The sequence below is a fragment of the Streptomyces sp. TLI_053 genome, assembly GCF_900105395.1.
GTDB lineage: Bacteria > Actinomycetota > Actinomycetes > Streptomycetales > Streptomycetaceae > Kitasatospora.
Window position 1 is genome coordinate 1,776,876 of the sequence record NZ_LT629775.1, and the last position, 24,031, is coordinate 1,800,906.

Here is a 24,031-nt window from a genome sequence, read left to right on the forward strand (position 1 = left end):
CCGGGAACCGCGCGCCGATCCGACCGGAGGGAAATCCCGTGCCCGACTTCTCGATGGACTACGGCGTCCTGCACGAGGCCCGCAAGGACCTCCACAACCTGGCCGACCGGATCTCCCCGACCCTGCACGACAGCCTGTTCTCCCAGTACGGCTCGGGGAAGCTCGGCGACGCCCAGGCGGTGTTCGGCGACCCGAACGTCACCAACGGCTTCCGCAGCCTCTACCGGCTCTCCAAGGACCCGATGAACCGGGCCGTGGACCACCTCAAGAAGCTCGGCGACGTGTTCGGCGCCGTCGCCGACGGTTTCTTCGACGTGGACGCCCAGATCGCCGACGGGCTGGGCGTGATGGGCGCCAACATGGGGCTCGACCAGTGGCGCGACCGGCAGGCCGCCTGGGAGTACCGCAACGCCCACGCCGACCAGTGCCACCCCGGCGCGGACGGCACCGTGCCGGAGTTCTGCCGGGCCACCGACCCCGGCGCACCGCCCGTCGACCAGACCATCGACACCGCGAACGGCTCGGTGCACACCCACCTCACCCTGGACTCCGACCACAACGTGATCAAGGAGGAGACCACCGTCACCCACGACGGGCAGAGCTACACCTCCACCACCAGCTACTCGGACCACGGCCGCTCGTTCACCACCGACACCGTGTACGCGGACGGCACCAAGAACCACGCCGAGACGCATCTGCACGAGGACGGCAGCGGCGACATGACCGTCACCGACAACGACGGCAAGGCCACCCAGTACCACCGCAACGGCCCCGGCCAGGAGTGGCAGCAGACCGGCGGCGGAAGCTCCCAGGACGACTGAGGGCGCCGCCCGAACCGGCCGGGACCCACGACCTCCCCGGCCGGCCATCCCCCCCTTCGAAAGGACCGCGACATGCCCAACATCTCCCTCGACTTCGAGAAGATCGAGACCACCTCGGGCCAGCTCGACTCGGCGGCCGAGAACATCGTGCCGATGCTCAACGACCTGAAGAACAACGTGAACAACCTGCTCGGCGACGGCATGGTGTTCCAGCAGTCCAGCCCGGCGATGCAGGAGGCGTACGACAAGTTCAACACCAGCCTGCTGGCCGCGATGGAGGGCATCAAGGGCTTCGCGAAGCAGTTCCGCCAGATCAAGGACCAGATGCACCAGATGGACCAGGACATGGCGAGCAGCCTGCGCGAGAGCAGCTGACACCGCCACCGCACCGCCGGGGTGCGCGGCTCCGTGCCGCGCACCCCGGCGGTGCGCTCAGTCCTCGGTGCGCAGCACGGTCAGCGGCACCTGCACGGCCATCGCCTCGCCGCCGCGCCCGGTGGTCCAGCCGCGGCCCGCGACCGGGGTGGCCCGGATCAGGTGCACCGGCAGCCGGACCCCGATCATGTCGCCCTCCTGGAGGCTCTTCGGCCCCAGCAGCAGCCCCCGCCGGGCCCGCTTGGCCGCGCTGAGCCAACTGCCCATCGCCAGCTGAAGGGCGTCCGCCGACCCCGCGTAGAGCAGGCCGAGGCCGCGGTCCCGGCCGAAGGCGGCGACCTCCTTGAGCACCCGGTCGCAGGCGGGCGCCGCCAGCAGGTCCGCGTCGTCGACCACCACCACGCGGGGGCCGGCGAGTTCGTCCAGGGCGGCCTGCACGTCCTGCGCGGACGGGTCCGGATCGGTCAGCACCCGGACCCCGGCGTGCCGGGCCAGCGCCCGCAGCGGGGAGTGGCGCGGCGCGAGGACGACCAGCCCGGTGCCGCCGGCGAGCAGGGAGACGGCCAGCGAGGCGAGCGCCGTGCTGCGGCCGGATCCGGGCGGGCCGAGCACCGCGAAGGCCGCGGCGGCCCCGGCGAGGTCCACCCCGACCGGTCCGGCGTCGTCGCCGCCGAGGCCGAGCAGGCCCCACAGCGGGCGGCGGGACTCCTCCGGGACGGCCGCGTAGGCCTCCGCGAAGTCCACCGAGCGGGGCAGCGCGGCGACCGTGAAGGGCCGCAGTCCGGCCGGCACCGCGCTGTCGCGCCGGGTGCTCTCCGCACCGATCGCCGCCAGCGCCCTGGCCTGTTCCCGGCCGCCGGCGCCGGGGGCGAGCAGCGCGACCTGGGTCTCGGTGCCGCTCAGGGTGTGCCAGCCGCGGCCGGCCGGGATGCCGGCCGGCACCTTGCTCGGCGAGAGTCCGACCAACTGGTAGTCGTTGCGGTCGCCCTGGCGCAGCAGCAGCTTGTGGTCGTTGTGCGCGGCGAGCCGGCCGCCCAGCAGTGAGCGCTCGGAGGTGGCGACGACGTGGATGCCGGCCGCGGCGCCCTCCCGCAGCAGCCGGGTGACCAGGTCGGCGAGCCGGCCGTTGTCGTGGTCGTCCAGCAGCCCGGACAGCGCGTCCCAGCCGTCGATCAGCAGCAGTACGTGCGCGGGCCGCTCCGGCTTCGGAAGGGCGGCGCGCAGCTCGTTGAGCCCGGCCGCGTTCCGGTCGCTGCACAGTTCCTGACGTCGCGTCAGTTCGGCCGTGAGCCGGTGCAGCAGGCGTTCGAGCCGTTCGTGGTCGTGCCGGGAGACGACCGCCCCGCAGTGCGGCAGGGCGTTGAGGGCGGCCAGGCCGCCGCCCGCGGCGTCGATCCCGTACAGGTGGACGTCCGCGCAGGAGGCCGTCCTGGCCACCGATCCGGCCAGGGTGCGCAGGGCCTGGGTGCGGCCGGACCGGGGGGCGCCGATCACGTACAGGTGACCGAAGGAGGCCAGGTCGACGGTGGCGACCCGGCGCTGCTGGAGCTGGGGAACGTCCTCCAGCGCGTAGGGGACCACCGGGAGCGCCCCGTCCTCGGGGGCGGCAGCAGCGCCGCCACCTCGTCGAGTTGCACCTCCTCGGGCAGGGCGGGGAGCCAGGGGCTGGGCTGCGGGACGAAGTCGTCGAGGGCGGCGGCGGCCTCGCGGACGGCGGCGACCAGGGCCTGGAGGTCGGTGGGGACGGGTGCGGCGGGTGCGGCGGGGTCGCCCGTCACCGGCGGCAGGGCGAGCGGGCGGCCGAGGCCGCTCCAGGACAGGGCGGCGGCGCGCACCGCCCCGCGGGGCCGCTCGGCGGCGGCCGCGCCGTCCGGGTCGGCCGGGTCGGGGCGGGCCGCACCGGCCCAGGCGCTCTGGAACGGCACCGTGGACCGGTGCCCCAGCCGGACCAGGGCGCGCCCGGGCGCGGAGGCCGGGATGTGCACCGCCTCGGAGGTGTCGATGATGTCCTGGCTCTCGGTGGAGTCGGTGACCCGCAGCGCGATCCGCAGATTGGTGTTGGCGCGGATGTCGCTGGTGACGGCGCCCGAGGGCCGCTGGGTGGCGAGCACCAGGTGGATGCCGAGCGAGCGGCCGCGCTGGGCGATCCCGATCAGCCCGGGGACGAAGTCGGGCACCTCCCGGACCAGGGTGGCGAACTCGTCGATCACCAGCAGCAGCCGCGGCAGCGGGGGCAGCGTCGGGTCCGCGACCCGCTTGGACCGGTACTCCGGGTGGTCCTTGGCCGCGACATCGGCCAGCAGCCTTTCGCGGCGCCGCAGTTCGGCGCCGAGCGATTCCAGCGCCCGCTCCACCAGGTGGGCGTCCAGGTCGGTCACCATGCCGAGGTTGTGCGGGAGTTCGGCGCACTCGCGGAACGCGGACCCGCCCTTGTAATCGACCAGGACGAAGGTGAGCTCGTCCGGGCGGTTGGCGGCGGCCAGCGAGGCGACGAAGGACTGGAGCAGCTCCGACTTGCCGGAGCCGGTGGTCCCGGCGACCAGGGCGTGCGGTCCGTCGCGGACCAGGTCGAGGGTGAGCGGGCCGTCGTAGCCCGTCCCGAGGAGGAAGGAGGTGGTGGCCGGGCGGCGGCGCCAGCGGGCCAGCAGGGCGGCGGGGTCCGGCGGTTCGAGCCGCAGCAGGTCCAGCAGCCGGACCAGCTGGGGCAGACCGGCGTCGTGCTCGGGGCTGACGTCGCGGACCGGTGCGAGCGCCCGGGCCACCTGCTCGCACCAGTCGGCGTCGACCAGGTCGGCGCGCACGTCGGTGAGGTCGGGTGCGCCGGTGCGGCGGACGGTGAGGCGGTGCCCGGCGGCGAGGACGACGGTGCCGCACTCCTCGGGCAGCAGCCGTTCCTGGGCGTCGAGGCAGACGCTGAACACCCGGACCCCCGGCCCGTCGGTGAGCACCTGCACCATGCCGGGCACGTCGCGCAACTGCCTCGCCCCGTCGGCGATCACCAGCACGTCCGGCTCGTTGAACATCGCCTTGCCCATGGAGGACCCGAGCACCCGCCGACGGGCCTGGATCTGCGCGACCAGTTCCGAGATCCGGTTGGCGGTGGACTCCGGGTCGTTGCCGACGGCCACCACCGGCCCGGCGCCGCCGCCCGGTCCGGATGCTCCGCCGGGCGGGCGCAGGTGGGGAAGCCAGCGCACCCAGGCCCAGCCGTCGTCGCGCGAGCGGTCGGAGAGGACGACGACGCGCAGGTCCCGCGGGCTGTGCAGGACGGCGGACTGGGCGACCAGCCAGCGGGCCAGCGCCTGCACCACGGGCCCGGTGCCGGCCACCCCCACCACGCCGAACTCCGCCACCTCGATGCCGATCGGCACGTCCGGGATGTTCCAGCGCACCAGGCGGTGGTTCTCGTCCCGTGCCGGGTCGTCGATCTCCTTGACCGACGGCTGGTCGACCGTGCCGAGCCGCAGCACCAGGTGGTCGGGGTCGTGCCGGCGGCGCTCCCAGAGCCGGCCGCCGGGGCCGGTGGCGGTCAGCGCGACCGTCGCGGGGTCCGGCCCCGCCACTCCGCGCACCCGGCGCTCGCGGTCGGCGGCGGTCCGGACCTCCTGCTCCAGGACCCGGCGCCGCGCCTCGTAACGGGCCACCGCCTCCTCGTGCTGCTTGCGGTTGCCGCGCCGGCCGACGATCCAGTTGGAGACGGCCATCAGCGGGCTGAAGAGGATGAAGACCAGGTAGAAGTACGACTGGAAGACCGCCACCATGACCATGCCGAGCACGATCGGGGCCAGCATCAGCAGCAGCGGGAAAGGCCGCCGGGAGGGGGCGGTCGGCGGCAGGGGCAGCCGGATCCGCTCGGCGTCCAGGTGCGGGACGATCCGCGGCGGGCGGTTGTAGTCGACGCCGATGCCGTCGGCGGACGCCACCACGGCGGCGTCCGGCTCGACCGGCTCGACCAGGCGCAGCAGCGCGGCACCGACGGTGAGGTCGGCGCCCAGCGGCCAGGCGGTGCCGCCGTCGGCGCGGTGGGCGGCCGGGCGCGGGGCGCCGCGGCGGGCGGAGCGGGCGGGGGCGGGGGCGCGCTCACCGGTGGCGGTACGACGGGTGCGGTCGCTGTGGACGTCGCGGTCCGTGGCGGGCGGGCTCGGTGTGCGGAGGGCGACCGCCTCGTCGCCCTCACCCTCGCCCCGGGCCGGGCCGCCGCCCTCGGGGGCGCCCGCGCCGTCGCCGTCCCGGTCGCCGTAGCCGTGGCCGTGGCCGTGGCCGTGGCCGTCGAAGTCACTGCCGCGGTCGGGGTCGTCGTCCGGGGAGCCCCCGGGACCGTCCGGCCGGCCGGGACCGACCGGAGCGCGGTGCCAACCCGCCGAGCCGTCCGGGCCGACGGTCAGCCAGAGGCCGCCCGCCGGAGCGCCGGAGCCACGGAGCCGGACCGTGCAGGACGGATCGGTGCCGATCTCGTGGCTGCCGGGCCCGAGCCGCCAGACCCGCCCCGCCCCCGGACCGGACACGAGGTGCAGTTCCAGCTGGACGGGGTCGCCCGGGCGCCGGTCCGGCGCGCTGCTCCGGACCGGGTCGGGCTCGTCGGCGGGGACCCCGAGACCGAGCACGGCACCCTCCCGTACCCCCGTCCCGGCGACGGCCGTCGCCGGGTCCAACCGCCGCGGTCCGAGGTGGAGTCCGCGCGGGGCGACGGTTCCCGTTCCGGCCAGGAAGGCTTCCATGTCGCCGCCGGACGGACCGGGGCCGTAGCCCGGTCCGGCGGTCGCGACGACCTCCACCGGGTCGGGGTCCCGTCGGTCCAGGGCCGCCGCCAGTTCGCCGACGGTCGCGCCGGGAGGCAGGTCGAGGACGTGGTCACGACGGTCGGTGCCGTCGGCGACGGTGACGGTCAGCTTCACCGGGAGGTCTCCAGGGGGTCGGGCAGGCTGGACTGGGGGTCGGGGCGGGTCGTCGGCCGGGACGGTGCCGGGGCGCGGCCCGGCCGCAGGGTCAGCCGACGTGCCGGGTCGCGGACAGGAGCGCGGTCCCGGAGCGGCGCGCGGAGACACCGGCCGTGGGGCCGGCCGGTCCTGGCTCGGGCTCGGCGAAGTCGTCCTCGACATCCGGCTCGGGGTCCGGTTCCGGCTCGGGCTCGGGCTCGGGCACCGGCTCGGGCACCGGCTCGGGCTCCGGTTCCGGCTTCAGTTCCGGCTCCGGTTCCGGCTCCGGTTCCGGCTTCGGTTTCGGCGGGGGCCAGGACTCGGCCTCCGGCGGGAGCCAGGACTCGGACTCCGCTTCCGGCCCGACCGGCTCCGGCTCCGGCACCGGTTCAGGTCCGCGCAGCAACAGCCGAAGGGCCGTCGGGTCCGGCACCACCGGCCCGACCCGGAACGACGGCGGTTCCGATCCGGATCCGCTCCCCTCGCCCGGCTCCGGATACACCGGCCCGACCCGGAACGGCTGCGCCGAGGACGCCACCGACGCTCCGGTGTCCGGCAGTTCGCCGCCAGGGGCGGACTCCTCCGACAGGTCCGACGGCTCCGACAGGTCCGACGGACCGGACGCGGTCCCGGACGGTTCCTCGGACTCCCCCGGATCCGCCGACCCCGGCGCCGCCGGCAGCTCCTCCGGCTCCGACGGCTCCGACGGCTCCGACGGCTCCGACGGCTCCTCCGAACCGACCGCCGCCGGCAGCAGCTCCGGCTCCGACGGCTCCTCCGCACCGACCGGCGCACCGCCCGGCTCCACCAGGTCGGAGTCGTCCAACTCCACCGGTGCGAAGGCCGGGTAGGGCGGCAGGGTCCGAAGGATCCGGGCCGTGGCCCGGGCCAGTGCGACCGCCTCGACCCGCAGCGTCGTCCCGCGCAGCCGCAGGCCGTCGCGGTCGACCGTGACCAGCCGGGCCGAGCCCCGCGCACCACCGAGCACCAGCAACCGGGCGCCCGCCGCGGGGCGGAACCCCGCGGGGGCGAGGGGACAGACGGCGAAGGCCGGCTCCCCGTCCGCCGCGACCCGGTCCGCCGCGGCAAGCGCCTCGGCCGGCTCCGGACCCGCGTGGCGCACGTGCACACCGTCGGCGACCACGACCGCGCCCACCGGCAGGCGGGCGTCCAACTGCGCCGCCACCGCCTGGAGCACGGCGTGGGCGCGCACCCGGTCGCCTCCGAACTCGGTCACGGCGGGTCCGGTCGCGAGGTCGAGCAGCACCGCGGTGGGACCGTCGGTCCCGACCAGCGCCAGCAGCGGTGCCGGGCCGCCGCCCGCGACCGTCGGCCGCAGCTCGTCCCGGGCGGCCCACCAGAGCCGCGGGTCCGCCGCGTCCACCACCCACGGCCCGGGCGGGCCCGGCGGCCGGCCCGGACCGCAGGACACCAGCACGCCGACGGTGTGTGCGCCGAGCAGCACGGCGTACGGGCGCGCCCCCGCCACCCGTCCGGCGTCGAGGACGGCCCGCTCGGCGTCGGCCCATCCCTCGCGACCGGCCAGCAGCCGCCGGACGGTGCCCAGTTGACGCCCGTACCGCAGTCGCGCCGCGAACGGGGCGGCGAACGCGGCCGCTGTCGCGCGGAGTTCGCGGCGCAGCCGGCGCCGGAACGCCCGCCAGCCGCCCGCCCGGCGGGCGGTGAGGTGGGCCAGCACGGCGAACAGCACCAGTACCCCGCCGATCCCGATCAGCGTGGTGGTGCCGGGCATCGCCGGCAGGAGGCCGGACGGCGGGAACGACGCGAGGGCGGCGCCCGCGGGCCGGACGGCCGGGACGGAGGGCGCTTCGGCCGCGGCGCGGCCGACGGTACCGGTCACGAGGCGACCACACCCCGGTCGGCCAGGTGCCGGCGCAGCGACCGGACGCCGTGGTGGGTGCGCGACTTGAGGGTCCCGCCGGGTATCCCGACAGCGCGGGCGACCTCCGCGCCGGGGCGCCCGAGGAGATGGACGTGCACCACGGCCTCCTGGTGGATGCGGTCGAGCGAGCGGAGCGCGTCGACCAGCACCAGCCGGTCGAGGATCCGGTCGGACGGGTCGGCGGCGTCCGCCGCGACGGGGGCCGGGAAGCCCTCGACCGCGATGCCGACCGGCACCGCGCGGTTCTTGCGCCACTCGTCGATCAGCAGGCGGCGGGCGACCGTGAACAGCCACATCCGGATCGGCCGGCTGTCCCAGTCCAGCGCCTCGGCGGCCTGCCAGGCCCGTAACATCGCCTCCTGGACGATGTCCTCCGCCCGGTGCGGGTCGTTGTCGCCGAGTCCGCTGATGAAGCGGTACAGGACCTCGCGTTCGGCCACCAGGAGTTCCGCCCACGGTGCGGCGGTCGGCCCCGACCGGGCCTCGTCGGCTGTGTGCGCCATGTTGCTGCCTTGCTCTCCTCGCGGGACCGTCCGGACGCTGCCGCGCCCTCGGTTCGGGTCATTCGGATCATGGGTCCGTCCCCGGACGGCCGTCACCGTAACGCCGCGGGGGAACGGGCACCCCACCCGCCGGTGAACTCCGGGCCACTCCGACCTTGCATGAGATGGACACGCCAGGAATGTCGGGTCGCCGCCACTGGAACGACACCTCGGGTTCACACCGCGGCCGGACGGCCGGAGGAGCATGCCAGCGCCCGCCCTCGCCCTGGAGGCCACGTTGTCCGGACCGTCCGACCCGCCGTCAGCCGCCGTGCCCGACGGGGACTTCCCGCCCGTCCCGGCGCCCCGGCCGGACCGGGAGGGCGGCACGACCGCGGCGGGCCGGCACCCCGCGCCCGCGCGCTTCTCCGACAGCTACCTGCGCCACACCCCGAACCCGCCGCGCGGTCTCCTGCCGCAGGCCCGGGTCTGGACCACCACGACCGCCGCGGCCGCGCTGGTCGGCGCCGTCGCCCTCGGCTCCGCCCTGCTGCCCGCCGGGAACGGCGGCGCACCGCATGCCGCGCCGAACGCCGCCACCGGCCCCGCCACCACGGCGACGGCCGTCGCCCCCGGGGCCGCCGACCCGGCCGACGGCACGCCGAGCCCCCCTGCCGGCCCCGAGCCGTCGACCGCACCGCCCGCCGAGCCGCCCCCGGCGACCGACCCGGCCGCGGCCGCCGCCGATCCGGTGGCGGCCGGGCCGGAGCCGGACCGGCCGAACACCACCGACCGGGGCGCCGACCGCCCGCCCGCCGCCGTCCCGCCGTCCACCGCCCGACCGCAGACCCGCGCACCGGCGCCGGCCGGCGCGCCGGACCAACCGGCGTCCGCCACCCAGGCCCCCGCCGCCCAGCCACCGGCGGCCCAGCCCCCCGCCGCGCAGCCCCCGCCGCCCAACCGCCCGCGGCCCAGCCGGCCGCCCCGGCGGCCCAGCCCGCCGTCACCACCCAGGCCCCGGCACCGCCGCCCGCCGCGCCCGCGCCACCGGCGCCCACCACCCAGGCGCCCGCGCCCGCTCCGCCGCCCCCCGGCCGCCCCCTCGCGGGGCGCGGCTCGCAGCGCTGCATCGGCACCGTCGGCCGCCGGCTCGGCGACGGCGTCGGACTGGAGCTCCAGGACTGCACCGGCGGCGCCTGGCAGACCTGGGACTTCCGCGCGGACGGCACCGTCCGGGCCGGCGACCTCTGCATGGACGTGGCCTGGGGCTCGGTCCTCAACGGCACCCGGATCCAGGTGGCGGTCTGCAACGGCAGCCCCGCCCAGCGGTTCGTCCTCGCGGGTCCGGAGGACCTCGTCAACCCCCAGGCGAACAAGTGCGTGGACGCCAAGGACAAGGGCACCGCCGCCGGCACCCCGCTCCAGCTGTGGGACTGCTCCGGCACCCCCAACCAGAAGTGGTACCGCCGCTGACCCGCCCGCCCGGGCCGTGCGCGAGTGCGAGGCCGCCCGCGCGGGCACCGGCACGGACAGGGCCCGTCGGGCCGGGCCGCCGAACGCGAAGGGGGTGGGACTCCCTCCTCGGGAGCCCCACCCCGGTCGTGCGACCGTCGGCCGGGAACTACGGCCGGCGGCGCCTGCGGCGGGCGACGGACAGGGCGATCCCTCCGCCCGCCGTCAGGGCCAGGGCCGCCCCGGCCAGCCCCTCGCTCACGCCCGCCCCGGTGTGCGGGAGGACGCCCGGGTGCCAGGGGGCGGGGTGCGGTGCCGGGCGCGGGGTGGGCGCGGCGGCGGGGTGGGTGGTGACGGTGGTCCGGGCGGGGGGCGAGGTGACGGGGTGGTTGCTGCCGAACGGGGTGCCGGTCGCGGTGGCGGTGTTGGTGAGGGTGCCGCGGGCGGCGTCCTCGGTGGTGACCCGGTAGGTGGCGGTGCAGACCAGCTGCTGACCGACGCCCAGGGCCGACTCGGGGCAGGAGATCGCGGACACGGTGCCGGTCCCGCTGAACTCGCCTTCCCTCACCGCGATGTGCTCGATCGTCACATTGCCGGTGTTGGTGAGGGTGAAGCGGTAGGTCACGGTCGCACCCGCCGCGGCACTCGCCGGGTCCGCGGTTTTGACCAGGTCGAGGGCGGGGTGGTGGGGTGCGGTGACGGTGACGGTGTCGGGCGGGCTGGTGACGGGGGTGCCGCCGCCGGGCGGGGTGCCCGTCGCGGTCGCGGTGTTGCTGATCGAACCGGCGTCGATGTCGGCCTGGGTGGCGGTGTAGGAGGTGCTGCAGACCAGCTGCTGACCGGGCCGCAGTTCGCCGGAGCCGGGCGGGCAGGCGATCGGCGGGCGCTTGCCGGTGCCGGTGAACCTGGACTCGACGGGGTGGACGCCGGTGAGGGTGATGTTGCCGGTGTTGGTGACGGTGAAGGTGTAGGTGATCCGCTCGCCGGCCTTGGTGACGGTGGCGGGCTCGGCCTTCTTCTCCAGGACCATGGCCGGGCGGGACTCGTGCGGCACCGTCACGGAGGACGGCGGGCCGGTGACGGGGGTGCCGCCGCCGGGCGGGGTGCCCGTCGCGGTCGCGGTGTTGCGGACGGTGCCGCGGTCGGCGTCGTCCTGGGTGACGGTGTGGGTGGCGGTGCACAGCACCTGGGCGCCGGGAGCCAGTGACTTCGCGGCGTCCGGGCAGGTGACCCGCGGGGCCGGCCCGGAGCCGGTCCACTCGGTCTCGCTCACACCGACGCCGGTCAGGGTGACGTTGCCGGTGTTGGTGACGGTGTAGGTGTACGTGATGGTCTCGCCGACGACGAGCTGCTGCTTGTCGGAGGACTTGACGACGGTCAGCGCCGGCCTCGGGTCGGTGGGGACGGTGGTGGTGCCGGGGGGCGAGGCGACGGGGGTGCCACCGGGCGGGGTGCCGGTCGCGGTGGCCGCGTTGTCGATCCTCCCGGCGTCCACGTCGGCCTGGGTGACGGTGTACTCGGCGGTGCAGGTGACGATGCGTCCGGGTTCGAGCGACACGGCGTCCTCGGGGCAGCTGACCGGGGACAGGGTCCCGGTGCCGCTGAAGGCGCCCTCGTCCACACGGACGTCGGAGAGGGTGACGTTGCCGGTGTTGGTGACGAGGTACGAGTAGGTGATCCGCTCGCCCGCCACCAGCCGCTGCTTGTCCGCGCTCTTCTCGACCACCAGCGAGGGCCGGGGCGTGAAGGGGACGACGGTGCTGGACGGCGGCGAGGTGACCGGGGTGCCGCCGCCGGGCGGGGTGCCGGTCGCGGTGGCGGTGTTCTCGATCGTCCCCGCGTCCACATCCGCCTGGACGACGGTGTACTCGGCGGTGCAGGTCACGGTCGCGCCGGGGGCGAGGGACTTCGCGGCGTCGGGGCAGACCGTCGTCGGCGCGGTGCCGCGACCGGTGAACGCCGTCTCACCGACGCCCGCATCGGTCATGGTGACGTTGCCGGTGTTGGTGACCTCGAAGGAGTAGTGCAGGATCTCGCCGACCTGCAGCGCAGTGGTCTCGGCGACGGTCTTGCGCAGCGTCAGGTGCGGTCGCGGGGGCACGGTGACGGTGGTCCCGGCCTCCGGGGAGACCGGCGGGGTGAGGCCGGCCGGCGGGGTGCCGGTCGCGGTGGCGGCGTTGTCGATCCTCCCGGCGTCCACGTCGGCCTGGGTGACGACGTAGCGGGCGGTGCAGGTGAGGACGGCGCCGGGGGTCAGCGGACCGCCGGGGCAGTCGACCTCTGGCGCGCCGCCGCTGCCGCTGAACGAGGTCTCGGTGACCTTGAGGTCGGTCAGGGTGACGTTCCCGGTGTTGGTGAGGACGAAGGTGTAGACGACCTGCTCACCGGCCTTGGCGACGGTGGCCGGTTCGGCCTTCTTCGCCACGGTCAGGGCGGGTCGGGAGTCGTGCGGCACCAGGACCGAGTCGGGCGGGCTGGTGACGGGAGGCAGGCCGCCGGGCGGGGTGCCGGTCGCGGTGGCGGAGTTGCGCAGGGTGCCGCGGTCGGCGTCCTGCTGGGTGATGGTGTAGGTGGCGGTGCACCGCACCTGGCCGCCGGGGGCGAGCGGACCCGCCGGGCAGGTCGCCTTCGGCGCGGGGCCGGAACCCGTCCACTCGGTCTCGGTGACGCCGACCTCGGTGAGGGTGGTGTTGCCGGTGTTGGTGACGGTGAAGGTGTAGGTGATGTCCTCACCGGCGACGAGCTGCTGCTTGTCGGAGGACTTGGCAATCGTCAGCGCCGGAGTGCGGTCGGCGGTGACGGTGGTGGTGGCGGGGGGCGAGGTGACGGGGGTGCCGCCGCCGGGCGGGGTGCCGGTCGCGGTGGCCGCGTTGTCGATCTTCCCGGCGTCCACGTCCGCCTGCGTCACCGTGTACGTCGCCGTACAGGTCCGGGAGGCGCCGGGGGCCAGCTCACCGGCCGGGCAGTTCACCTTCGGCGCTCCCCCGCTGCCGGTGAAGGAGGTCTCCGTGACCGTGATGTCCGTCAGGGTGACGTTGCCGGTGTTGGTCGCCGTGTAGGTGTAGGTCAGGGTCTCGCCGGCGACGAGGCGCTGCTTGTCGGCGACCTTGTCGACGTCCAGCGAGGGCCTGGGGGTGAAGGGGACGACGGTGCTGGAGGGGTCGGAGGTGACGGGGGTGCCGCCGCCGGGCGGGGTGCCGGTCGCGGTGGCGGTGTTCTCGATCGTCCCCGCGTCCACGTCCGCCTGGACGACGGTGTACTCGGCGGTGCAGGTGACGACCGCACCGGGGGCGAGCGAGTCCGCCGCGGCCGGGCAGGTGATCTGCGGGGCCGTGCCGCGGCCGGTGAACGCGGTCTCGCCGACGCTCACCGGGGCGAGCGTGACGTTGCCGGTGTTGGTGATCTCGAAGGCGTAGTGGACGACCTCGCCGACCTGCAGGGCGCCGGTCTCGGCGGCGCTCTTGCGCAGCGCGAGGTCGGGCGCGGGAGGCGCGGTGACGGTGACGGTGGACTCGTTGGAGACCGGCGGGTTCGTCCCGGCCGGCGGGGTCGCGGTCGCGGTGGCGGCGTTCTCGATCCGCCCGGCGTCCACGTCGGCCTGGGTGACGGTGTAGGTGCCGGTGCAGGTGACGGAGGCCCCGGGGGCGACGCTGCCGGGCGGGCAGCTGACCTGCGGACGCGTGCCGGTGCCGGAGAAGGACGTCTCGTTCACCACCGGGTCGGTGATCGGGAGGGTGCCGCTGTTGGTGACCGTGAAGCTGTAGCGGACCTGGTCGCCGGCCTTGCCGACGGTGGCCGGGTCGGCCTTCTTCTCCAGCGTCAGCGCGGGGGCCGCGCCGATGGTCAGCGGCCAGTCCTCCACCTCGCCGGAGTCCGCCATGCCCGTCGGCGCCTCCACCTGGGCCTGGTCGTACCCGAGCCGGAACCGGCTCCAGGTCGGACCGGCGACGACTCCCGCGGGCACCGTCCAGGTGAACGTCACCGAGGTCTGCCCGGGGGCGACCGTCGCGGTGGCCCGCTCGGCGGTGCCGAAGCCCCCGCTGCCGTCGAAGTCGATCCACGCCGCCGCGTACGCGGGCGCGGCGGAGCCGGCGGCGGGGCCGTTCACGGGGACGGTCAGCGAGTACGTCCGCCCGGCCGACCCCGCGCTCAGGGTGCCGAAGTCCGGGTTGAGGTCCCGGTCGTCGTCCTCCTGGCGGCAGGCCTGGGTGATCATCGAGGTCTGGACGTTCTCGGAGACCTCCTGACCGAGCGTCAGGTCACCGATCACGTGCGAGGCGTTGCCGTAGGAGACCGGCGCGTTCGAACAGTCGTCCCGCACCAGCGCGGACAGTGCCCAGTCGTCCTGGCCGTCGCTGGCGGACGCCGCCATGGCGACGCGCTGGGTGACGAAGTCGACCGCGAAGGTCAGGGTCGACACCGTGCCGACGACCGGCACACTGCCGCAGCCGGCCCGCAGATTGGCGTTGCCGTCCTGGCAGTTGGCCTGGGCGGTGCCGCTGCGCGGCCGGATCGTGCGCCCGGCCACGAACAGCGTGGCACCGTCGTTGGACTGGGTCAGCTCGGCCGGCTGGTCCGAGCCGGTGAGCGTCAGCTGGGAGTGGGTGCCGGTGACGAAGCCGGGACCGTTGGCGCCCGCGCCCAGGCCCGCCAGGCTGAGGATCGGGTTGCGCACCGGGTGCTTGAAGGTCACGGTGAGCGTGCCCGCCGGGCAGGTGGAGTTCGCCGGGCAGTCCTGCTGCGGCCGGGTGCGGACGCGGATCGCGTACGCCCGGGTCGGGTCCAGCTGCGGCTGGTAGTGGGAGGCGGCCGGGCTGCCGATGGAGCTCAGCGTCAGGCCCTCCTGGACCTGGATGTTGCCGACGACGGACGCCTTCATCGACATGCCCGACGGGAAGGGGATGTCCCGGTACCCGTTGAAACCGGTGACACCGGTGCCCGCGCCGCTCGGGGCCTCGTAGGCGAGAGCGGGCGCGGCGCCGAGGACGACGGCGAGTGCGGCGAGCACGGCGACCAGGCCCCGGGCCGGCCCGCGGAGCAGGGCGGCGGGGAGGAATGAGGACCCGGGTCGCACCGGGGGATTCGAACGAAGAGGGGGCCTGCCGGGCCGGAACATGGAGATCAACCACCTGTCGGACGGACGCGCCATGAGGGACAGGTGACGGCCGCCGTCGTCACATCCCGCGCGGATTCCCGGTCCGGTCACCAGCAGTGACATTCACATGACGCTTATGTGACAGGTCGTAGCAACACGGGAGAAATCCCCTGAACGGACGCAACACCCCTGCGCGAAGGGAGGCGGATCCGGCATGGCGGGATCTTGGCGAACGGCGGCGATCACGACACTCGTGGGCGGCACCGGCCCTGCGACAGGATCGGTGCACCAGCCCGTACCGCTCGATCCCAGGAGTGCCCGATGACCAGCGCCGTTCTCTCCGTTCCGCCCGCCGAGCCGGCCGTCGCCGAGGCGCACTTCCTCTCCCGGCTCAGCTTCGAGGCCGATGTCTCGGACGTGCGCGCCGACCTCACGGCGGGTGTGCCCGGGCTGGTCCTCGTCGACTCGCGGAGCGAGGTCGCGTGGGCGCAGGGGCACATCCCGGGTGCGCTGCACCTGCCCACCGTCCGGATCCCGGAGCTGGCCGGGGAACTGGTCGACCGCGGGGCCACCGTCGTCACCTACTGCTGGGGTCCCGGCTGCAACGGTGCCACCCGGGCCGCGCTCGCCTTCGCCCGGCTCGGCTACCGGGTGAAGGAGATGCTCGGCGGCTTCGAGTACTGGGTCCGCGAGGGCTTCGCGTTCGAGACGGCCGAAGGCACCGAGCGGCGGCCGATCGACGACCTGACGGCCCCGCGCTCGGGCATCTCCTGCGCCTGCTGAGGCGGTGGATCCGCGCCGGGCCCACGGTGGGCCCGCGCCGGGCTCACAGTTCGCGGATCTCGGGGCGGGTGAGGGCGTAGCCGAAGGCGCCGAGCAGGCAGAGGCCGGTGGTCGCGAGGACGCCGCCGCTCCCGAAGGTCTCGACCGCCGCGCCGGCCGCGATCACGGAGACCGGGAAGACGCCCAGCCCGCAGAAGGTGATGGCCGCCATCACCCGGGCCAGCAGGGCGGGCGGCGTGCTCTTCTGGACGCCGGTGACGACCAGGACGTTGGTCACCGTGCTGGCGCCGCCGGCGACGAGCAGCAGCAGCACGGCGCCGACCAGTCCGGTGAACGGCACCAGGCCGATCGCCGCGCCCATCACCAGCCCGGAGAGCATGGCCGTGCGGCCGCGCGAGCGCACCGCCGTGAGACCGGCCGCGAACAGGCCGCCGACCAGTGCCCCGCCGGTGAACGCGGCCAGCAGCAGGCCGAGGCCGACGGCGCCGGCGGCGAAGCCGTCGGTGGCCAGGGTCGGCAGGGCGACCCTGGTGGCGCCGCCGACCGTCAGATTGGCGACCACCGTCACCGTCAGCACCGCGCGCAGCAGCGGCGACTCCCGCAGCAGGGCACGGAAGTTCCTCGGTACGGAGGCCCGTTCGGAGATCGGCCGGGGTGGTGCGACCGTGCTGCCGCGGCCGATCAGCAGCAGGGTCGCCGCCGACACGGCGAAGGTCGCGACGTCCAGGCCCAGGGCGACGGCCGGGTTCAGCCAGGCGACCAGGGGTCCGGCGGCGGCCGGGCCGAGCAGGCCGGCGCCGAAGGTCACGGTGCTGTTGAGCGCGTTGCCGGCGTGCAGGTCCTCGGCGGGCAGCAGGGTCGGGGTGATCGCCCAGGCGGCCGGCAGGAACACCCCCGCCCCGAGGCCGACCAGCAGCGCGAGCGCGCCGATCAGCCAGTAGTTCGCCGATCCTCCGGCGGCGGTCGCGCACAGTCCGGCGGTGGCGAGCAGCCGGCCGAGGTCGGCGGTCATCATCACCCGCCAGGCGCCGAACCGGTCGGCGAACATCCCGCCGAGCGGGGTGGCGGCCAGCCGTCCCGCACCGTAGGCGGCGACGACCAGGCTCAGCTGACGGGCGCCGCCGCCGAGGGACTGGACCAGCAGCGGCAGGGCGACCACCTGGAACGCGTTGCCGAACTCGGAGGTGCCCTGGCCGATCACCAGCAGCCGGTAGCCGCGCGAGCGCAGCGGCGCGAGGCCGATCCGGGGGCGGAAGCGCAGCGGCCCGCCCGGCACGGCGCCGCGGTCGGTGCCCGCGCCGCCGCCCGTGCCCGTGCCCGTGCCGCTAGCCATCGAGCGAGACCGGGAGCGACTCCAGACCGCGCAGCATGATCGTGTTGCGCCAGGGCAGGGTCTCCTCGGCGGCGGCCAGCTCGATCCGGCTGAAGCGCTCCAGCAGACCGGTCAGCGCCACCTCGCTCTCCAGTTTGCCGAGGAAGGAGCCGAGGCACCGGTGCAGGCCCTGTCCGAAGGCCAGGTGGCCCGGGTCGTTCCGGTCCAGGACCAGCCGGTCCGGGTCGGTGAAACGGGCCGGGTCCCGGTTGGCCGCGCCGAGCGAGAGCAGCACCAGCTCGTCCGCCGGGATCTCCACGTCGTCGACCGTCACCTCGGCGTTGGTGAAGCGCATCGTGGCCATGCTCACCGGGGACTCGTAGCGCAGGAACTCGTCGATCGCGACCGGCATCATCGTCGGGTCGGCGCGCAGCCGGGCCAGTTCGTCCGGGTGGTGGAGCAGGGCGAGGGTGGCGGTGCCGAGCAGGTTGACGGTGGTCTCGTGGCCGCCGATCAGCAGCAGGAAGACCATCGAGAACACCTCCTTCTCGGTGAGTTCGCCCGCGTCGCAGGCCCGCACCAGGTCGGTGAGGATGTCGGTGCGCGGGGACGAGCGTCGGGCGATCATCAACTCCCGCAGGTAGTCGTTCAGTTCGCCGGTGGCCTGGTCGAAGGTCATGTCGCCGCCCTGGGTCAGGATCGCCGTCGACCAGGTGCGGAAGTCCCGCATGTCCTCCGGGGGGAAGCCCAGCAGCTCGCAGATGACCATGATCGGCAGCGGGAAGGCGAAGTCCGTCACCAGGTCGGCCGTCCCCCGCCCGCGCAGACCGTCCAGCAGGCCGCCGGCGATGCGCTCGACCATCGGCCGCATCAGGTCCACCCGGCGACGGGTGAAGACGCCCTGGATCAGACGGCGCAGCCTGGTGTGGTCCGGCGGGTCGCTGTTGAGCATGTGGACGACGTCCGAGCCGAGGGTCAGACCGGCGCCGCGGCCGCTGGCGATGGCCTGGCTGCGGCGGACGTCCTGCCCGAACCGCGGGTCCATCAGCGCGGTCCGGACGTCCTCGTACCGCGTCACCAGGTAGACCGGCAGGCCCTCGCCGAACTCCACCACGGAGACCGCGCCGGCCTCGCGGATCCGGGCGAGCGTGGGGTAGGGGTCGCGGATGAACGCGGACATCCGCGCGGCGGCGTCGTCGACCGCGGTGCTCATGGTTCTCTCCTCGGACGGGTGGGGCAGGTCGGGTCAGACGGTCAGCGACGGGAAGGGCCAGCGGCGCACCCGCATGGGCAGGAACCAGGCCCGGCCCGCCTGTTCGGCGATCAGACCGGCCTCGGCGAAGTCCCGGTGCACGGCCTCCGGCAGCAGACCGACCTCGACGCCCTCGGCCAGGGCGTCCAGTCGGGCCAGATGGCCGGGCTCGTCGACGGTGAACAGCTCCAGCGTCCCGAAGCGGCGGTCGCGCACCTCCACGAAACCGGGGCCGCGCCGGTAGACGCACTTGCTCGGGAAGTAGCTCGCCCGCCAGTCGGCGGCGACCCCGGCCGCCGCACCGGTCAGCTCCGCGGGCGGGTAGAGGTGGTGGAACCTCCGCTGCTCGACGCAGCCGTCGGTGCAGACCGCGTGCCAGAGCACGGCCAGCCCCTGCCCGGTCGCGTCGCGCAGCAGCATCAGGGCCCGCGCCGAGGCCGCCGGCGCGTCGGCGCACAGCCGCACCGGTTCGGTCAGTCTCAGACAGCGGACGCCGGCCCGGTGCAGCTCGGTGATCTCCTCCCCCGCCGGTCCGGCCAGGGTCCGGCGGCCGAGCCCGATGCCCGGCAACTCCCGGACGGCGGGGTCGTAGTCGAGCCAGAGCTCGGCCTCCGGCCCGGCCGCCGACCAGGCTCCGGCGTCGGTCCGCTCAGCCGATCGGGACGGCATCCAGCACCTCCTCGGTCTCGGTGCGGGGACGGACGGCGGCGGGGCCGTGCCGGTACCGCATCCGCATCAGCACCTGGTTGTCGGACTCGACGGCGACCTGGAGGTAGCTGTCCCCGTCGTGGAACAGCAGGCCCAGCGCGGTGAAGCGCACCAGGACCGGTTCGGCCGCCGCCGCGCCGCCGGGGAGCTTCGCGGCCAGCGCGGCGGGCGAGCGGGGCTGGCCGAGCAGCCGGAAGGCGGCGATCTCCACCGGGTCGGTCAGCTCGACCACCCGCCAGTCGTACCCGGGCCGGGTGTTGACCAGCACGATCCGCCCGCCCGCCTCCCGGTAGGTGAGCCGGCTGTCGGGGAAGCGGGCGAGCCAGGTGTCCACCGCCTCGCCCAGGCGCTCCGCGACCGGGCCGCCGATCCCCCGCGGCGGTGCGGTGAACACATAGGCCAGTTCGGCGAGTTCGCTCTCCGGCAGCCGGTAGGTCGCGCGGTACTGGAAGGCCGGCCGGGTGATCTGGAAGCCCAGCTCCGGGCGGTCGAAGTACGGGCTGAACCGCTCGATCGCGATCCGCCCCGCACCGGTCGGCGGGTCCAGGTGGTGCAGTACGGGCAGTTGCCGGATCACCGACTCGTAGTCCTCCGGCTGCTCGCCCGGGAAGCCGTAGAGGTAGTTCCAGGTGACCGAGACGCCGGCGCTCTGCGCGTCCCGCAGCGCCCGCACGTTCTGGCAGCCCGTCACCCCCTTGTCCATGATCCTCAGGACCCGGGTGCTCAGGTTCTCGATGCCGGGCTGCACCTGGGCCGCGCCCGAGTCGCCGAGCAGCTGGAACTGGTGGCGGCGCAGATTGGCCTTGATCTCGAAGTGCAGCCGCAGGTCGACGGGGAGTTCGGCCAGGGACTTGAGGACGGTGTCGAAGTAGCCCATGTCCAGGATGTTGTCGACGACGTAGACGTCCAGCAGCTGGTGGCGCTCGGCGAGGGTGAGCACCTCGGCGAGGAAGTCCGCCGGCGGCTTGGAGCGGAACTCCATCGAGGAGCCGTTGAGGCCGCAGAAGGTGCAGTGGTGCTTCTCCCCCCACCAGCAGCCCCGGGAGCCTTCCAGGACGAGCTTGGGGTCGACCCAGCCCGCCGCGACGGAGGCGTCCAGCCGCTCGTAGAAGCCGTCGTAGCGGGGTGTCAGGATCGCCGCGGGCGGCAGCGGGCGGCGCGACATCTCGTTGACGGTCGACTTCCCGGACGCGTCGCGCCAGCACAGCCCGGGAACGGCCGCGAGGTCGCCGCCCGCCAGCAGCGCCGGGAAGGCCGCCTCGCCCTCGCCGCGCACCACGTAGTCCAGGAAGGGGAAGTTGCGGTGCAGCGCGGCGCCCTGCGGGCCGTCGCAGTTGGCGCCGCCGAACACCGTGCGCACCTGCGGGCAGCGCTGCTTGAGCAGGCGGGCGGCGGCGAGGCTGGCCGTGTTCTGCTGGAAGGTGGTGGTGAAGCCGACCAGGTCCGGCGGGTCGGCGGCGAGTTCGTCCACCAGTCGCGCGATGAACTCGGGGGCGATCGCCCGGGTGGCCCGGGTGAGCGCCATCTCCTGCTCGCTCGCACCGTTGGTGGCCAGGTACTCGAAGTACCGCTCGGGGTCGGCGGATTCGGCGAAGCCCGGAGCGGGCTCGTCGTCGCCGTACAGCGCGCCCGCGAACGCCCAGTCCCCCGCGCCCTGGAAGTAGGACTTCTCGGAGAAGTACTCGTAGTCGTCCACGCCGAATCCGGTGGTCCCGGCCGCCCAGTCCACGAAGTCCAGGTTGGCGTACCGTACTTCGACCTCGTGGCCGGCGCGGGCGGCGGCGGTGTGCAGGATCCCGAGCGCCAGCGACGGCACGTCGATCGCACCCCAGGGCATGTGCAGCAGGACGATACGCATGATGGCCACTTCTGTCGTGCGCGGACGGTGGACCCGGGCGGTGGGCGGGGACGGCAGGCGGAGTGCCGCTCCGGAGCGCCGGGGCGCCCCGGAGCGACCCGGAATCACTTCTTGGACTCCGGCTTCGGCTTCGGCTGCCCCTTGAGGGCGGGCGCGACCGGTGCGGCCTTGGTGATGTCGAGCGCGAAGTTCTGGACGATCACCGCGCCACGGTCACGCTCCGGGGTACCGATCGGGTCGTTCTGGATGCTGCGACGCTTCATGGCTGTTCACCTCCTTCCATCGGCTGGGCGGATCCCCCGGAGCGGTCGCCCCGGGGAGGTCGGTGGGGTGGTGCCGGCCAGGCCCGTCCGGCGAACCGGACCATCGCGGCCAGCACCGACCGGTGGTCGGCGGTCCGGCGGCTGTAGTGGCCGCCGTCCACCCTGAGCAGCTCGTGCGGCACCGCCAGCCGGCGCAGGTCCGCGGCGTAGCGGGCCACCTGCTCGGGCGGGCACCGCTCGTCGTCCCGCGAGACGACCAGCAGCACCGGCGAACGGACCCGGTGCACGTACGACCGCGGGTCGGCCGCGCGGTAGCGCTCGGGCACCTCGTCGGGACTCCCGCCGAAGAGCTGCCGGTCGAGTGCGCGCAGGGCCGGGGTGGTGCCGCGGTAGGTGGCGGGGTAGTCCGCGATCGGCTGGGCGGCCATGCCGAGCGACCACAGGTCCGGCTGGGCGCCCATCGCGAGCAGGGTCAGGTAGCCGCCCCAGGAGAACCCGCAGAGGCCGGTGCGGTCCGCGAGCGCCGTGCCGTCGGCGACCAGCTCGGCGCGGACGGCGGCCAGGTCCTCGATCTGGGCCAGCCCGACCCGGTGGTCGTACTCGTGCTGCCAGCGGGCCCCGTAACCGGTGGAGCCGCGGTAGTTGGTGCGCACCACCGCGTAGCCGTGGCCGACCAGGATGTTCACCCGGGGGTCGTAGGAGTCCCGGTCGTGGGTGGCGGGGCCGCCGTGCACCAGGAACAGCGTCGGCCACGGGCCCGGGCCGGGCGGGGTGCTGACGAAGCTGTGGATCCGCCCGTAGGGGCTGGGCGTCCAGCGGCGGCCGCGGGAGGTGCCGTCGAGGTCCGGGTCCGCGTGGTCCGGGTCCGCGTGGTCCGGGTCCGCGTGGTCCGGGTGGTCCGGGTGGTCCGGGTGGTCCGGGTCCAGGTCGGGGCCGGGGCGGGCCGTCGCCCCCGCCTCCGGACGCAGCACCAGCGGTCGGGGCGGGGTGGACTCCCGGCTCCAGACGCAGTGCAGGGTGCCGTCCGGGGCGCAGGACAGGTCGTGGATGGTGCCGCCGGGTGTTCCGAGCTCCCGGACCACCGGCGACGGGCCGAGGTCGGCGAGCAGCAGTCGGCTGCGTCCGGCCCGCTCGTGCTGGATCAGCACCCCGCGCGGACCCCGGTACCAGCCGGCCGATATCTGGGCGTCGAACGACAGGCCCGGGTAGCGGCGCAGGCCGGTGTCCGCGCGCCAGGTCGCGACCGTGTACCGCTCGTCCTCCTCGACCACCAGCAGCAGTTCGGGGTCGAGGAGCGCGAGCGGGTCGAACTCGATCGGCCAGAGCCGCAGTCCGCCGCCCCCGGCCGCACGGACGGCCGGGCCCCCGTCCGTCCGCCACAGCAGCACCGCGTCGTCCCCGTCGGGCCGCCCGCCGAGGGCGAGCAGCCGACCGTCCGGCGACAGGTCGGCCAGGCTCAGGTACCCCGGCGCGGAACCGATCAGCCGCGCCTCGCCCGCGGGCGGTCCGACGTAGCAGTGCGAGGCCCCGTCGACGCCGACCGCCACCGCCGCGAGCGCGCCCGTCCGGTCGAAGGCGACGCCGTACGGGCGACCGGGCGGCACCCCCCGCAGCGCCTCGCCGTCCGCACCGCCGGCGAACGGCTCCCGGCGCCACCGGCCCCGCTCGTCGCTGTCGGCGTCGAACCACCAGATGGCGTCGCCGTCCGGCTCGATCTCGCTCAGGTGGACGCCGCCGGGCCGGTCGGTGACCACCCGGCGGCGGTCCGTCCGGAGGTCCCAGGCCACCGCCTGCCAGCGCTCCTCGACGAGCCGCGTCTCGACCGCGCGGTCCGCGGCGAGCGCGGCGAAGCCCGGGGACTGGTACGCCTGTGTCACGGACCCGCCCTTCCGGCTCGATGGTGGGAACAGGCTGCGCCGAACGATCGAGGGACCAGTGAACTCCTGTGACGTAAAGGTCACTTGTGGAGGAGCGCGGTCCACTCTAGGGGGGTGCTGCGGCCTCGAACAGACCTCTCGCACGGTTGACCGGAAGAAAATTGAAATGGACACCGCCCGACCGGGGGGAGCCGCCCCGGACGTGCCGGCCGTCCGCCGGACGCGGCCTCCCCCGCCGTCGCCCCCGGCGGACTCCGGACCTCGGCGTCAGCGCAGCGAGTCGATCCAGCGCTCCAGCCGGTCCCCCTCGGCCAGCATCAGTCCGGGGTCGCGGAGGGTGTTGGTGAGCAGCGAGATCCCCTGGTAGGCGGCGACCAGTGCGACGGCCAGCTCGCGGGAGTCCTCCCGCCCCATCTCGGCGAACTGCGCCTCGGCCCAGTCGATCAGCCTGCGCACGACCTCCGCGACGGCGACGTCGAGGCCGTCGGCGCGCTTGTCGAGCTCGGACGCGAGACTCCCGGTCGGACAGCCGTACCGGGCGGTGAGTTCGCGCTGTCCGACCCAGCCGGCCAGCAGCGCCTTCAGCCGCTCCTGGGGGTCGGGGAGCGCGTCGAGCCGTGCGATCAGCTCCTCCAGCCCGGCCCCGTGGGCCTGGATCGCGGCCTCGACCAGCTCGTTCTTGGTCTTGAAGTAGTAGTAGACGTTCCCGACCGGGACGTCCGCCACGCGGGCGATGTCGGCGAGCGTGGTCTGCTCCACGCCCTTCTCGTGCAGCACCCGCGCCGCCGCCGCGGCCAGCCGCTCACGTTTTCCCGGGGCGCGCCCGGCGCCCCTCGCGCCCCCCGCGGCCTTCGCACCCTCCGCCGTCCTCGAGGTCTTCACGGCCTTCGCCGCCTTCACGGCCTTCACGGCCTTCGCCGCCTTCGCGGCCTCG

The 24,031-nt window shown here is 75.1% G+C and carries 16 protein-coding genes and 1 pseudogene; 4 read left to right on the top strand and 13 right to left on the bottom strand.

All coding sequences use genetic code 11. The features are described 5' to 3' along the window. Positions 1-38 precede the first annotated feature (38 nt). Complete coding sequence (locus BLU95_RS06915; protein WP_093859200.1) at positions 39-821, top strand: hypothetical protein; 783 nt, start codon at positions 39-41, stop codon at positions 819-821. 72 nt (positions 822-893) lie between these two features. Continuing rightward, entirely contained in the window at positions 894-1,196 is a 303-nt protein-coding gene (locus BLU95_RS06920; RefSeq protein WP_030396211.1) for a WXG100 family type VII secretion target, read from the top strand. A gap of 57 nt (positions 1,197-1,253) precedes the next feature. On the opposite strand, the gene BLU95_RS43825 is transcribed toward BLU95_RS06920, so the two are convergent. From BLU95_RS43825 to BLU95_RS43835, 5 genes are all read right to left on the bottom strand, one after another. Continuing rightward, a complete protein-coding gene (locus tag BLU95_RS43825) occupies positions 1,254-2,777 on the bottom strand; it encodes an FtsK/SpoIIIE domain-containing protein (protein WP_231978684.1) in 1,524 nt (507 codons plus the stop codon). Continuing rightward, complete coding sequence (locus BLU95_RS44980; RefSeq protein ID WP_286158619.1) at positions 2,687-6,091, bottom strand: FtsK/SpoIIIE domain-containing protein; 3,405 nt, start codon at positions 6,089-6,091, stop codon at positions 2,687-2,689. Before BLU95_RS44980 ends, BLU95_RS43825 begins: the two co-directional genes overlap by 91 nt. Before the next feature lie 91 nt (positions 6,092-6,182). Next, positions 6,183-7,973: a hypothetical protein gene (locus tag BLU95_RS42875; RefSeq protein ID WP_162497182.1), complete on the bottom strand. Its 1,791-nt coding sequence runs from the start codon at positions 7,971-7,973 to the stop codon at positions 6,183-6,185. Next, positions 7,970-8,518 (bottom strand): sigma-70 family RNA polymerase sigma factor, encoded by a 549-nt coding sequence (locus tag BLU95_RS06935; protein WP_093859201.1) that lies wholly within the window; start codon positions 8,516-8,518, stop codon positions 7,970-7,972. The genes BLU95_RS42875 and BLU95_RS06935 overlap by 4 nt, the downstream gene beginning before the upstream one ends. Positions 8,519-8,932: 414 nt before the next feature. Continuing rightward, positions 8,933-9,394, bottom strand: a complete 462-nt coding sequence (locus BLU95_RS43835) for a hypothetical protein (RefSeq protein WP_162497183.1) — start codon at positions 9,392-9,394, stop codon at positions 8,933-8,935. 216 nt (positions 9,395-9,610) lie between these two features. On the opposite strand from BLU95_RS43835, the pseudogene BLU95_RS43840 reads away from it, so the two are divergent. Continuing rightward, a pseudogene (locus tag BLU95_RS43840) lies at positions 9,611-9,970 on the top strand (ricin-type beta-trefoil lectin domain protein); the annotation flags it as partial. A 148-nt stretch (positions 9,971-10,118) separates the two neighbouring features. Here BLU95_RS43840 and BLU95_RS06945 read toward each other — a convergent pair. After that, on the bottom strand, positions 10,119-15,023 hold the full coding sequence (locus BLU95_RS06945) for a CLIPPER-2 domain-containing protein (protein WP_107452485.1): 4,905 nt from the start codon (positions 15,021-15,023) through the stop codon (positions 10,119-10,121). A gap of 342 nt (positions 15,024-15,365) precedes the next feature. Between BLU95_RS06945 and BLU95_RS06950 the strand changes: the two genes are divergently transcribed. Further along, the gene (locus BLU95_RS06950) at positions 15,366-15,827 is read left to right on the top strand and encodes a rhodanese-like domain-containing protein (RefSeq protein WP_093859204.1); all 462 of its coding nucleotides are present in this window, start codon (positions 15,366-15,368) and stop codon (positions 15,825-15,827) included. A 43-nt stretch (positions 15,828-15,870) separates the two neighbouring features. On the opposite strand, the gene BLU95_RS06955 is transcribed toward BLU95_RS06950, so the two are convergent. The 7 genes from BLU95_RS06955 to BLU95_RS06980 all read right to left on the bottom strand — a co-directional run bounded on the left by BLU95_RS06955 (position 15,871) and on the right by BLU95_RS06980 (position 23,895). Further along, the gene (locus BLU95_RS06955; RefSeq protein WP_093859205.1) at positions 15,871-17,160 is read right to left on the bottom strand and encodes an MFS transporter; all 1,290 of its coding nucleotides are present in this window, start codon (positions 17,158-17,160) and stop codon (positions 15,871-15,873) included. After that, the gene (locus BLU95_RS06960; RefSeq protein ID WP_093859206.1) at positions 17,153-18,352 is read right to left on the bottom strand and encodes a cytochrome P450 family protein; all 1,200 of its coding nucleotides are present in this window, start codon (positions 18,350-18,352) and stop codon (positions 17,153-17,155) included. The genes BLU95_RS06955 and BLU95_RS06960 overlap by 8 nt, the downstream gene beginning before the upstream one ends. A gap of 33 nt (positions 18,353-18,385) precedes the next feature. After that, complete coding sequence (locus BLU95_RS06965; protein ID WP_093859207.1) at positions 18,386-19,060, bottom strand: DUF5825 family protein; 675 nt, start codon at positions 19,058-19,060, stop codon at positions 18,386-18,388. After that, positions 19,041-20,957, bottom strand: coding sequence for a RiPP maturation radical SAM C-methyltransferase (locus tag BLU95_RS06970; RefSeq protein WP_093864693.1), 1,917 nt, complete (start codon positions 20,955-20,957; stop codon positions 19,041-19,043). The genes BLU95_RS06965 and BLU95_RS06970 overlap by 20 nt, the downstream gene beginning before the upstream one ends. A 104-nt stretch (positions 20,958-21,061) precedes the next feature. After that, positions 21,062-21,220: a hypothetical protein gene (locus tag BLU95_RS42980; protein ID WP_167349777.1), complete on the bottom strand. Its 159-nt coding sequence runs from the start codon at positions 21,218-21,220 to the stop codon at positions 21,062-21,064. After that, the gene (locus BLU95_RS44985) at positions 21,217-23,097 is read right to left on the bottom strand and encodes a prolyl oligopeptidase family serine peptidase (protein WP_107452487.1); all 1,881 of its coding nucleotides are present in this window, start codon (positions 23,095-23,097) and stop codon (positions 21,217-21,219) included. The genes BLU95_RS42980 and BLU95_RS44985 overlap by 4 nt, the downstream gene beginning before the upstream one ends. A 267-nt stretch (positions 23,098-23,364) precedes the next feature. After that, positions 23,365-23,895 carry a TetR/AcrR family transcriptional regulator gene (locus tag BLU95_RS06980; protein ID WP_286158645.1) on the bottom strand — a complete coding sequence of 177 codons (531 nt, stop codon included), beginning with the start codon at positions 23,893-23,895 and terminating at the stop codon, positions 23,365-23,367. Positions 23,896-24,031: the final 136 nt, after the last annotated feature.